Origin of the sequence: Microcystis wesenbergii NRERC-220 (assembly GCF_032027425.1) — a bacterium.
Taxonomy (GTDB): domain Bacteria; phylum Cyanobacteriota; class Cyanobacteriia; order Cyanobacteriales; family Microcystaceae; genus Microcystis; species Microcystis wesenbergii_A.
In genome coordinates, this window is record NZ_JAVSJA010000001.1 from 3,360,001 (window position 1) to 3,372,118 (window position 12,118).

The 12,118-nt window shown below is 43.6% G+C and carries 8 protein-coding genes and 4 pseudogenes (1 of these 12 cut by a window edge); 7 read left to right on the plus strand and 5 right to left on the minus strand.

Going from position 1 to position 12,118, the window contains the following annotated elements:
• Together RAM70_RS16425 and RAM70_RS23005 are read right to left on the minus strand one after the other, a co-directional pair.
• Window positions 1–929, minus strand: the 5' portion of a protein-coding gene (locus RAM70_RS16425; RefSeq protein ID WP_312674658.1) for an RNA-guided endonuclease InsQ/TnpB family protein. Its footprint begins 259 nt before the window's first position; only the first 929 of its 1,188 coding nucleotides appear in the window; it begins with the start codon at window positions 927–929; its stop codon lies off the left edge, out of view.
• A gap of 100 nt (window positions 930–1,029) precedes the next feature.
• Window positions 1,030–1,218 (minus strand): annotated as a pseudogene (locus RAM70_RS23005) (hypothetical protein); the annotation flags it as partial.
• Here RAM70_RS23005 and RAM70_RS16435 point away from each other — a divergent pair.
• Both RAM70_RS16435 and RAM70_RS16440 read left to right on the plus strand, forming a co-directional pair.
• On the plus strand, window positions 1,204–1,401 hold the full coding sequence (locus tag RAM70_RS16435) for a hypothetical protein (protein ID WP_312674660.1): 198 nt from the start codon (window positions 1,204–1,206) through the stop codon (window positions 1,399–1,401). The pseudogene RAM70_RS23005 and the gene RAM70_RS16435 overlap by 15 nt on opposite strands.
• A gap of 153 nt (window positions 1,402–1,554) precedes the next feature.
• Window positions 1,555–1,935 (plus strand): hypothetical protein, encoded by a 381-nt coding sequence (locus RAM70_RS16440; RefSeq protein ID WP_045357688.1) that lies wholly within the window; start codon window positions 1,555–1,557, stop codon window positions 1,933–1,935.
• Between the two features lie 10 nt (window positions 1,936–1,945).
• On the opposite strand, the gene RAM70_RS16445 is transcribed toward RAM70_RS16440, so the two are convergent.
• Together RAM70_RS16445 and RAM70_RS16450 are read right to left on the minus strand one after the other, a co-directional pair.
• The gene (locus tag RAM70_RS16445; protein WP_045357690.1) at window positions 1,946–2,188 is read right to left on the minus strand and encodes a hypothetical protein; all 243 of its coding nucleotides are present in this window, start codon (window positions 2,186–2,188) and stop codon (window positions 1,946–1,948) included.
• A gap of 102 nt (window positions 2,189–2,290) precedes the next feature.
• Window positions 2,291–3,724, minus strand: coding sequence for a TM0106 family RecB-like putative nuclease (locus RAM70_RS16450; protein ID WP_312674664.1), 1,434 nt, complete (start codon window positions 3,722–3,724; stop codon window positions 2,291–2,293).
• Between the two features lie 297 nt (window positions 3,725–4,021).
• Here RAM70_RS16450 and RAM70_RS16455 point away from each other — a divergent pair, with 297 nt between their 5' ends.
• Entirely contained in the window at window positions 4,022–5,236 is a 1,215-nt protein-coding gene (locus tag RAM70_RS16455; RefSeq protein ID WP_045357694.1) for an aminotransferase class V-fold PLP-dependent enzyme, read from the plus strand.
• A 41-nt stretch (window positions 5,237–5,277) separates the two neighbouring features.
• Here RAM70_RS16455 and RAM70_RS16460 read toward each other — a convergent pair.
• Window positions 5,278–8,292 (minus strand): annotated as a pseudogene (locus RAM70_RS16460) (DEAD/DEAH box helicase); the annotation flags it as partial.
• A 354-nt stretch (window positions 8,293–8,646) separates the two neighbouring features.
• Between RAM70_RS16460 and RAM70_RS16465 the strand changes: the two are divergent.
• The 4 genes and pseudogenes from RAM70_RS16465 to RAM70_RS16475 all read left to right on the plus strand — a co-directional run bounded on the left by RAM70_RS16465 (window position 8,647) and on the right by RAM70_RS16475 (window position 12,058).
• A complete protein-coding gene (locus RAM70_RS16465; protein WP_190380750.1) occupies window positions 8,647–9,300 on the plus strand; it encodes a Uma2 family endonuclease in 654 nt (217 codons plus the stop codon).
• 114 nt (window positions 9,301–9,414) lie between these two features.
• On the plus strand, window positions 9,415–10,839 hold the full coding sequence (locus RAM70_RS16470; RefSeq protein WP_312674667.1) for a carotenoid oxygenase family protein: 1,425 nt from the start codon (window positions 9,415–9,417) through the stop codon (window positions 10,837–10,839).
• Between the two features lie 74 nt (window positions 10,840–10,913).
• Window positions 10,914–10,979 (plus strand): annotated as a pseudogene (locus tag RAM70_RS23010) (DUF4351 domain-containing protein); the annotation flags it as partial.
• Window positions 10,980–11,029: 50 nt separating this feature from the next.
• A pseudogene (locus tag RAM70_RS16475) lies at window positions 11,030–12,058 on the plus strand (RpnC/YadD family protein).
• Window positions 12,059–12,118: the final 60 nt, after the last annotated feature.

Genomic DNA, 12,118 nt, shown 5'->3' on the forward strand with positions numbered 1-12,118 from the left:
TCGATGTAGTTTCTCCCATACCAACGGCATTTATAGGCTAATTGTCGGGTAATTTCTCCCCAGCTTACATCAGATATTGCCTGAGATAATTTCGGGTTTTTGACCATATTCTTGACGGCTAAATTCTCAACCACAATCGTTTGGTTTTCACGAACTAATTGAGTGGTTAGCTTATGTAAATGGTCTTTTCTGCTATCGGTGATTTGAGCGTAAATCTTGGCTACTTTGATTCTTGCTTTTTCCCGATTTTTTGACCCTTTCTGTTTTCTAGAAAGATTTTTCGATGCTCTTCGCAGTCTCCGATAATGCTTTTTAAAATGCTTAGGATTAGATACTTTGTCACCATCGCTGGTAATCACAAGGCTACTAATTCCTAAGTCAATTCCGATGGCTTTATCTGTTACTGGTAGAGGCTTAATTGTTGGGTCATCAAATCTAATTGAAATATGCCAACGTCCAGAAGGATGTAATCTGACTGTTACTGTGCTTGGTTCACAGCTTTCTGGTATTTGTCTTGACCATCGAATAGGTAAAGGTTCTGTGCATTTAGCTAAATAGATTTGTTTGTCTTTAATTTTAAAAGCAGACTTAGTAAATTCGGCACTTCCTCCCTGATGTTTTTTCTTAAAGTTAGGATACTTAGTACGACCAGCAAAGAAGTTAGTGAAAGCTGTTTGTAAATGTCTTAACCCTTGTTGTAAGGGTACACAGCTTACCTCATTGAGAAAGTCTAATTCTTCTTGCTTTTTCCAATCGGTCAACATTGAAGAAGTTTGAGCGTAGCCTACTCTTTCTTGTCTTTCATACCAAGCTTGTGTTCGTTCGTGGAGAGCTTTATTGTAAACCAATCTTACACAGCCCAATGTGCGCCGCAATAGCGACTCTTGTGTTGGTGTGGGGTAAAATCGAAACGAGTAGGCTTTTTCCATACCTCACATTTTAGCATATATTTCGTAAACGATGCTCATATTTAACAGTAAAGCCGTCGTAGAACGACGGGGTTTCAGACCCAAATTTTCGATGATAGCCTCAAGCAAGTTCATAATTGTCAATGCCAGCAATTAAATTAAATCTCAGTCCAAACCGCCGTCTCCGATTCCTATATCTTGATGATCAAACCCTAAATATCTTCAGCCTTCTGTGAATAGGTTCGATCTCGCATAGCGAGCGCTTTGCGTTCACAATTCTTTCTCTTGATAACTGGTGATTAAATTTTTTTCTTCAAGACTTTCGGCAAAGAAGGCGCATCTGGTTGACGCTTCAACCGTTCGGCGTTTCGGCGGTTCGGCGGTTCGGCTGATCTCACCGTCGAAGCCTGAGATCACGGCCGAAGCCCAACCGAAGTTCTTTGGGTTAAATCTGTTCGAGCTGCCGGTCATCACCGTCCGGCCCCAGCGATGAGGATGTCAATCTGGATAATCTCGATCAAAACTAAACCCAAGGCAGAATAGAGCGAGGAACCAGTGAGTCAAAAAGAAGATTTAACCGTGGCAATGTGTTGGGAATGTGTTAGGTTAAAGATAATTGCAGCTTTGATGAATCGAGGGTTGAGCCGTGAATAACAACTTTTTCCGCAGCTATTCTGTCAATGATTCTGGTTTGGGTTGTTTCTTATCTTTGATTTTAGTCGGCTTGTTGTTAGGCTCGATCGGACTAGGTTGGTTAGTCAATAGTTTTTTAATTCTCGTGGCATTCCTGATATTTTCCCCTGTCATTGCTTGGGGGATTTTTCGCTGGTGGTTGCGACGCAATTTAGTTGAAGATAGCTGTCCCGTCTGTAGCTACGAATTTACGGGTTTTAATCGCACAGAATGCCAATGTCCTAACTGTGGTGAACCGTTAAAAGTGGCAGGGGGTAAGTTTATTATTCTCACCCCTCCCGGTACGATCGATGTACAAGCGATCGAAGTACTTACCCGACAGTTGGAAGATTAGGGTCAAACCATCACCATCTAGGCACGCGCACCAAACTGAAAGCGGGGGATCTGAATTTTAACAATAACAGCAGTCCCAGCAGGTGAATTGACCAATGAACGAGAATTAAGCCCCAAATAATTGCAAAAATCAAACTACTAACGGCAAGAGCTTTAAAAATATCATTATCGGTCTTTTGATACCAGAGAAGACTAAGGAAGGAAAGCAGTAGGAGTAGAAGCGGAAAAAGTGGGGAGAACATGGGGATCACCATTGGGTGAGGGGACTGTCTTCACATTCATAGCCTATCATTTTCCCTTTGCAGCTACGGGTAGCAGATGTTACCTACCCCCCTATTTGTCATAAATCTTTAGAATCAAATTAAAAAGTTTACAAGCCAATCTTTTAGTATAAAGGTGGCGCGACAATCATCCTCATTGTAACGCAAAATAGCCGCCAATAAAGTCCGATCTCCTGTTTTTAACCACTGGTCATACCACCAAACGCATTGATCCCCGCTTACTCCTTGATCGCGCCATTGAAAGCCAATCCAGTTAGCGAGGGATTTTAAAGAATAACTTTCCACGGGAAAAGTTACCGAATTAACTACCTGATAGTGTAGATCAAAACAGCGAGAAACTAACTGATTAATCAAAGAAGAAGGGGTTTTATAAAGATAACCTAATCGCTTAATTGTTTCCACTTCGTACTCAGAAAAGTGAAAAATTGGTGCTTGATAATCCTGCATGACTAAGGTTAAAAATTCCTGCCAAATCCTGCCTTCATCTTCTGGCTTTTCTGCCAAAAAGGGATAAAATTGCTGGGTATTAACTCGATAATCAACCCGTAAAATCCCCAAAAGATAATCTAAATTCTGTTCTGGTTCCGCTTCGATGTCAAAATAAAATTCAATCTCGGCTCTCGGTAGGGGGGACAAATAAGCAGTTTTCCCGTTGCTTTTGCGAAAGGCCCGATTTTCAATAATTGCTTGGGCCTGTAATTGTAACTGATTAGCCACCTCTAACCCCATCCCCTCCCCCATACGGGTAGGACAGGTAAGCGCAAGGGATTCCATGGTGGCAACCCCCAAAGACTGTAAAAATTGGTAACGACTGGGAGTCACCCCCGGAACTAAAGAAAGATGTTGACTCGCTTGGGCGATACCATAACAGTGACTATACCAATGACATAAACTGCAACGCTGACGCGAGATAAAAACTTCTGGTTCTTGGCGATTAATCACCATTTCGCCGAACTTTTTGATTATTTCCTCTAGTTTAGTTAACCAGAGATTCAATTCCACCCGATAGCGATTATGACGACGCAGGACAATTTCGGCATAACCCGGAAAAACTCCCTGCATACTGGCTAATAAATAGGCGTAAAAAGTAGCCATAATCTTATATTCAGGCTTAGGACGGCGACCGAGTTGTATATTGAGGGGATAATAAATCCAATCGCCAAATTTCGACTCTCCTGCCTGTTTAATTAATAAATGCGGTGACCCGGTTAAAGAGACGGGATAGCCAGATTGTAAAAGGACTCCGTGATAAATACAGGGTACCCCCTGACGCATCAAAGCTTCCGTTTCCCTAGCGGCGGCTAAAATATCGGTGATGGGGGTAGTCAGGGAACAATAATCGGGATAGGAGTCTTGCAGGACTTTTTTAACGTGACTTTGACTCTCTTGGCGCAATTTAAGCAAAAAATCTCGCTCAGGGTCTTTTTCTTGGCTATTGCCGTAGAGATTTAAAAACGCACGGCGTTGACAACGTTGGTAGTCTAGAAGTAGATCATCGGTCAGTAGCATTCTATACAAGGAGAAAAGTTAAGCTTTCCTAGACCAGTGAGGTAAAGTAAAAAATAATAAACTTAAAAAAAGAAAACATTCCCAAGTATGTTTCCTCTACTTTAATACTATTGTGACAATTACGACTTAATCCGTCGATAGAATTCAGCCTTCGGTCGTCGGTCGTCAGGAAGTGGGGAAATGGGGAAATGGGGAAATGGGGAATTCAACTAAAACCCTAAAACCTTAAAACCCAACACCTTCTAACTGATAACTGATAACCGATAATTGATAACTGACCCCCCCATCTCCTCGCTTATGCAGAATTTAGACGAAAATAGCCTCGATTGCGCCGTTAGTAAACCGGATTTAGCCGAACAAAGACAGGAATTTCGGGGACTTAGTAATAAAGTTTATTTTAATTTCGGTGGTCAGGGAACCTTGCCCAAGGCCGGATTAGAAGCGATTATCGATGCCCATAATTTTCTCCAACAACAGGGGCCGTTTTCAGGACGGGTAAACGATTGGATTACCAGAAAAACGGAACTTCTCAGACAAGAAATGGCTCAGGAATTGGGAATTAGCCCCAGCACTCTCTCTATCACTGAGGATGTCACTGTAGGCTGTAATATCGCCCTCTGGGGGGTTGACTGGCAAGCGGGGGAACATATTTTACTAACCGATTGTGAACACCCCGGAATTATCGCCACAGTTCGGGAAATTGCCCGTCGTTATCATCTGGAAATCTCCACTTGTCCTATTCGGGAAACTTTAAACGGCGGCAACCCAATAGAAGTCATTTCCGCTCATTTACGTCCAAAAACTAGGGTTTTGGTGGTTAGTCATGTTCCCTGGAATACCGGACAGGTTTTACCCCTCAAGGAAATCTCGCAACTTTGTCATGATAATTCTGTCACCGAAAAACCCGTTTTAGTGGTGGTGGATGCTGCCCAATCCGTGGGTTGTTTGCCCTTAGATTTAAGCGCTACCGGCGCCGATTGTTATGCTTTTACAGGTCATAAATGGTGGTGTGGACCGGCCGGTGTGGGAGGATTGTATATTCGTCCCGAAATTTTCCCTAGTTTACAGCCCACTTTTATCGGTTGGCGCGGTATTGAAACAGATAACCGAGGAAAGCCTATCGGTTGGAAACCGGATGCCAGACGCTTTGAAGTGGCCACTTCTGCCTATCCTCAATTTGAGGGTTTAAGGGCAACTATTGCGGTACATAACGCCTGGGGTGATGGGGGACAAAGATACGAAAAAATCTGTCAATTAGCGGCTTATCTCTGGGGGGAATTAAAGACGATTAAAGGGGTGAAATGTTTAAAAAATTCTCCACCAGAATCCGGTTTAGTTTCCTTTCAAATTGACTCGGCCATCACCCCACAAAAGTTAGTGCAACAGCTAGAAAAACAAGGGTTTTTACTGCGAACTCTCCTCGACCCCCTCTCGGTCCGTGCCTGTGTTCATTATTTCACTTTGTCCTCGGAAATCGAGCAGTTAGTAGCAGCTATCAAAAAGTTAGTTTAATTGGCAGTATTTGCCGCATTTAAACGGGGTCGGGGATATTTTTATCCCTCGGCGATTAAGCGTAATAATTCGTCGGTAGATAGCTTGCCGCTTGCGTCGGTTCCCGCCAATAAACTATCGGCAAGATCGCGTTTATGGTGGTGCAGATCAACAATTTTTTCCTCGATCGTATCCTTGGCCACTAAGCGATAAATCGTCACCGGACGTTTTTGGCCGATGCGGTGGGCGCGATCGGAGGCCTGATCCTCCACTGCGGGATTCCACCAGGGATCAAGATGGATAACGTAATCGGCCGCGGTGAGATTTAATCCTGTCCCCCCGGCTTTTAAACTAATTAAAAATACGTCCCCTTCCCCCGCTTGAAAAGCTTTCACCTGTTTCTGCCGATCGCCAGCAGGGGTACTACCATCGAGGTATTGATATTTTATCTGTCTTTGATCGAGATAACTGCGGATAATCGCTAAATGATCGACAAATTGACTAAATACCAACGCTTTATGCTGATTATCCAATAAATAATCCAGAATTTCCCCGAAACGGGACAATTTCGAGCCTGCTAAATCCAAATCTGGAGCCACTAACTGCGGGTGACAGCAGGCCCGGCGTAATTTCATGATCTCTGCCAGTACCTGGAGATGTTTCGCCCCGGCGGTACTGTCACTCTCGCTTAATTTCTCCAAAGCGCGCCGCCGTAAGGCCTCGTAAAACGCCTTCTCCTCGACGCTTAACTCGATCGGGACTAAAATCTCGGTACGCGGCGGTAATTCCGCCAGAACTTGGTTTTTGGTGCGCCGGAGAAGGAAAGGCCGCACCAGTTTTTTTAACTGTTCGCGAGCGGTTTTATCGCCGTATTTTTCGATCGGGGTGGCGAAATGGCGATCAAAACTTTCCAAGGATCCCAACAATCCGGGGTTAATAAAACGGAAAAGATTCCATAATTCCCCTAAATGATTCTCGATCGGTGTTCTCGTGGTGATTAATTTAAAATCCCCCCGCAGATTCATTGCCGCTTTCGAGCGCTTGGTGGAGAAATTCTTAATCGCTTGGGCCTCATCGAGAACGATTGTCCGCCATTCTACCCTGGCCCACATGGTTGCCACTTCTTCCTGCTGTAATAACCCATAGCTACAGACCAACAGATCGAAAGGTTGCAGTCGATCGAGTCGGGCTTGCCGATCGCCTGTTCCCAATTGGATGATATTTAAAGTGGGTGCGAACCTTTCCGCCTCGCTAATCCAGTTCAAACATACTGAAGTAGTAGCGATCGCTAAAGTCGGTCCCGCCGAGGCGCGGGTTAGGATTACTGCCAGGGCCTGTAAAGTTTTCCCTAATCCCATATCATCGGCCAAACAGGCCCCGGCCCCCCACTGGGCCAGCCTAGCTAACCAACGAAAGCCTTCCAATTGATAATCGCGCAATTCTGCCTGTAGAGTTGAGGGGACTTCTGGGGTAAAATCCTGACTTTCCTGAAAGCGTTGTAAATTGTCGCGCCAACGTTTATCGGCCTTGAGTTGTCCCACTTCCTCGCTGAGTTCGGAGAGAATCGGGGCAGCAAAGGGATGAAACCGCAAACCGTCGCCGGACTTTTCCGAGAAAGCGCGCATTTCCTGTAACCGTTCCCGAAATGCCTCGGTTAGGGCGAGAAATTGACCATCTCCGAGGGGAATAAACCGCCCCGGCGATCCCTCTAGCAGTTTCATCAACTCCTGCATACTCAGCACCGATTTCTCCTCTAGGTGCAGTTCCCCACTTACCGCAAACCAATCGTGCTGACTGTGGATATTTAGGTGTAGGTCCTGTAATCGAAGCTGACGCGACACCCGCCATTTTTCCCCTTCTGGCCATTCCACGAGGACACTATCGCTTAATTCCCGCAATTCCAGCAGTAGATCGAGACAATCCTCCGGATTTTCTAGCCGCCATTCCCCGTTTTCTTCCTCAAAACTGATCAGGGTGGGACAAGAATCGATCGCTGTTTGCGCTAGTTTTTTCTCTAGGGCTAGATCCCTAGTTGTTTGCAGCCGTTCCCCCTCGATCTCGGCGATCACTGTTTCGCCCCCTTTTCCAGGCCGGAAATAGGGACCGGCTGCCCCAAAAGGACGGGTGAGAACCGCCACTTTTAAACCCTCTCCGGCCAGTAAGAGATGAATCCGGGGTTGACTATCGGCTGCCACTGACCGGGCTGCTTTTCCTCCCCCGATATCGGAATGTACTGTCACCATCCCGGACAGGGAATTGATTGCGGCCAGCACTTTTTCCCGGCCCTTGTCGGGGACTTCTAAGCGGTTGCTTTTGCCGATAATGTCGGCGATGCTTCGGTGTTCCGGCTTGACTTCGATTACCTTAACGCGAGTGGGGGTTTCTTTCCAAATCAGCACTTCTTGGCGCTCGCTGAGATCGGGCAGTAAAGACAGGATTAATTTACCCGATTTTTCCCTACTTACTCGCAATTCCAGTTCCCCGGCGACGATTTCTACCCTCGTTCTGGGGGAATCTTCCCAAAACACCAGGGGATGACCGATCAGTTCGAGAATTGCCCGGCGCTCAAAGTGATACTCGTTCTGGCCATAGTAACTGGATTCCACGAAGATATGGGCGCAAATTTTCAGGTCTTGCGGGGTTAAATAGTCAATTTCCCCAGTTTTTCGCAGACGTTTAAGGGAGACGGGACGGCCGCGACGACCATTGCCCCGCGCGTCGAGTTTCTGTTCTTTTGGTTGCAGGAAATAATCCTCGGAATAGATACTGAGAAACCAAGCAAGGCGGACGACGGGGTTGGATTTACCCGGGGTTGGTGTTGGCGCGCACAGATTAGCCAAGGCATTCAGGCACAGTTGCCAAGCTTCTTGGGGTTCGAGCGCATCTACTAGGGGGGAAGGGAGGGCCTGATTTTTAAGCACCTCCACTTCCGGGGTTCGATCAAGTCGGGACAGTAGGTCCCCAGTTTCTAGGGCTAACCAATGGTAGCCGGCCGCCTTGGCATCTTTGTAGAGGGGCAGCAGTAGGCGGAGCAGATGTTTTTTAGCGATGTTGCTACTCATCCAGTAGAGACAGATAAGCTGCCCGCGCATTTAAATTGCTTGTTGAGACGAGGCACTCTTGCGCTCTTGCACTCTTGCAACAGTAAAGGGATTGGGGGAGATTCGGCTAATCTTAAGAATAAGCGCTTTAAATGCGTCTTAGCTTAGAAGTAGTCCCATCAGTGATCAATATGTCCGTTATTTTCTAACCCCTTTTGTAGAGACTAAACATGACAAGTCTCTACAAATATAGACTTAGGCAAATCAATCCTATCAACGTAACCTGTCGGGATATAACGATGTTATGTCTCCCTAGATATAGGGGAATAGATCAGGTCTTACAGATGCTAAAATTATAATCTTCAGACAAATAACCTCAGAGCATAAATTATGACCTTTACACCAGCTATTGATCCAGATATTGAATACCCAGATAGTGACGGTAAACCCATGGCCGATAATACCGAACAATATGAATGGATCGTGAAAATTAAAGAAAACCTAGAGATTCTCTTTGCTAATTCTCCTAACGTTTTTATTGCGGGGGATCTGCTCTGGTATCCCGTCCAAGATAAAAAAATTACTGGACCCGTTGCTCCCGATGTTATGGTAGTATTTGGTCGTCCGAAAGGAAGAAGGGGTTCCTATAAACAATGGGAAGAAGATAATATTGCTCCTCAAGTGGTCTTTGAAATTCTTTCCCCTTCTAATAGTTTAGAAGAAATGGAGCGAAAACTCCTGTTTTATCAACGTTATGGAGTGGAAGAATACTATCTCTATGATCCAGATTCTCATAATTTTCAAGGATGGTTGAGACGGGAAGGAATATTAAGTTCTATACCTGAGATTAAGGGATGGATTAGTCCTCGGTTAAATATCCGATTTGAATTGAGAGGAGATGAGTTAGAAATTTATAGTTTAGATGGTCAGAAATTTTTAACTTCTATTGAGTTATCTAAAAGGTTAGAACAAGAGCGTCTTAAAGCTGAACGTTTAGCTGAATATATCCGTTCTCTGGGAATTGATCCCGACACTTTATCATGACATAATTGATGGGTTGCGGTGAATACTAATTAACTGGTAAACTGGCGAAATTATCGTCATTGAACCTAGTCTAGGGCTATACTTAAACTATGTAATCACTAAAAAAACAAATCTATGAAAGCTTGGGCAAAATCTTTAGAAAAACCAGCAGTGGAATTTTCTGAAACGCAATTAACCTTATTATCGGGGAAAATTCCCGATGGATTGCGGGGGAGTCTCTATCGCAATGGTCCGGGGAGATTAGAAAGAGGTAAGCAGAAAGTTGGTCATTGGTTTGATGGAGATGGGGCAGTTTTAGCTGTAAATTTTCATGATAATGGAGCCAGTGCCACCTATCGTTATGTTCAGACTGCTGGTTATCAGCAAGAAAGCGCCGCTAATCAATATTTATTTCCTAATTATGGCATGAATGCCCCCGGCTTTTTTTGGAATAATTGGGGAAAAGAGGTAAAAAATGCCGCTAATACCTCGGTGTTAGCTTTACCAGATAAATTATTAGCTCTCTGGGAAGGAGGTTTTCCCCATAAATTAGATTTACAATCTTTAGAAACCCTAGGCTTAGATAATTTATCTAGCTTACAAGCAAAGGAAACTTTTTCCGCTCATCCTAAGCTAGATTTGTCCAGAGGAGAGATTTTTAATTTCGGGGTGACAATCAGTGCCAAAGTTAGTTTAAATCTCTATAAGTCTGACTCCACTGGTCAAATTATCCAGAAAAAAACTTTTAATTTAGATAGATTGTCTCTGCTGCATGACTTTGTTTTAGCGGGACAGTATCTCGTCTTTTTTGTCCCACCGATAAAAGCGGATAAATTATCGATACTGTTGGGATTTAAAACTTTTAGTGATGCCATGCAGTGGCAGCCAGAATTAGGAACAAGAATACTAATTTTTGAGCGAGATTCTCTGCAATTAGTCAGTGAAAGTGTTACAGATTCATGGTTTCAATGGCACTTCGCTAATGGTTGTGTGAATGACCAAGGCAATCTTGAAATTGTTTTTGTCCGTTATGACGACTTTAAAACTAATCAATTTTTAAAAGAAGTTGCCACGGGTAAAACCGAAACTTTAGCCATCGGAAAATTGGCAAGTATTACCATTAATCCCCTATCAGCAAAGGTAATTAATCAGGAAATTCTCTCGGATTTAAGCTGTGATTTTCCCGTGGTTTCCCCGCAACTGGTGGGACAAAAATGGCAAAATACTTTTTTAGCTGTCCATCGTCCCGATAGCGATATTCGTCGGGAAATTATCGGACTTCCCGCTTGTTATAATCACTCCACAGGTAAGTTAACTATTGCCTATCTAGAAAATAACTGTTATGGTAGTGAACCGATTTTTATCTCCGATGGTTTATCTCCAGAAACGGGATGGTTAATCGTCGTGGTTTACGACGGCAATAATCACAGCAGCCAAGTAAGAATCTATGATAGTCAGCAGCTAGAAAAAGAACCCCTTTGCTGTCTGCAATTACCCAGTGTTATCCCTCCAGGGTTTCACGGTACTTGGCAAGAAAAATCAGAAAAAGGTGCTATTTAGAAAACGGGTTTCTGCGAGAAACTATTTAGAAAACGGTTTTTTTCGAGAAACCTGTTTTCTGGACTTGTGAGAGAGAAGCTTTATTCGATTTCTCTACGGTTGAAGATTTAATCAATTGGTTAAATACTTTAACTGCCTAGCTTTGACGTTAGCGATATCCTTCTGACAACAACCCACTAAAATTGTCATAATGAAACAAACAACCGCCAATTATGATGAACCTTGAAAAGAAGCATTAACCGAGTATTTTGAAGCGTTTTTATACTTCTTTTTTTCTGAAGTTCACCAACTAATTGATTGGACAAAAACTCCCGAATCCCTAGAAAAAGAACTCAAACGGATTACCGCTTCAGCAAAGACAAAAAAACGTTTCGCTCACAAACTCTATAAAGTCTGGTTACTCAGTGGAGAAGAAGTCTGGATTTTGATTCATATTGAAATTCAAAGCCAATACGAAGAAAATTTCCCTCAGAGGATGTATATTTATAACTATCGGGCTTTTGATTTGTATCAGAAACCGGTTATCAGTCTCGCTATATTAGGAGATGAACGAGTAAATTGGCGACCAGATTCCTATAATTATACTATCGCTGGTTGTGAAGTCAGCCTCAAATTCCCAACGGTTAAATTACTGGACTATGAGGAAAGCTGGTCAGAACTAGAAACAAGTAGCAATCCCTTTGCTATAATAGTCATGGCACACCTGAAAACAAAAGCGACTACTGGGAAGCTGCCAGAACGGGAACAGTGGAAGTGGAGGTTAATCAGGGGATTGTATGAAAAGGAGTTCGAGAGGGAACAGATAGTTAAACTGTTTGAAATCATCGACAATATGATGACTTTATCAACTGAATTGCAGACAAGTTTAGAGAGTAAAATCAAACAATTTGAGGAGGAAAGAACCATGGCTTTAATGAGTAATATGGAGTTACGAGGAATAGAACGCGGTAAGGAAATTGGCAAGGAAATTGGTAAGGAAATTGGCAAGGAAATTGGTAAGGAAATTGGCAAGGAAATTGGCAAGGAAATTGGCGCGTTAGAAAAAAGCCGCGATGACATCAAAACAGTTTTAACTGTGCGTTTTGGACAAATTTCTTCAGAAATTGAAGAGATAATCGGCAAAATCACTAACCCTACTATCTTAGAAGAGCTACTAAAATTAGCAGCTACCGCTAATTCTCTCGCAGAATTTAAGCAGTCTTTCGCAAGAATCCAATAATCTTATCCTAATATCTAGAAAACGGGTTTCTCGAAGGAACCCGTTTTCTTGTATAAATGT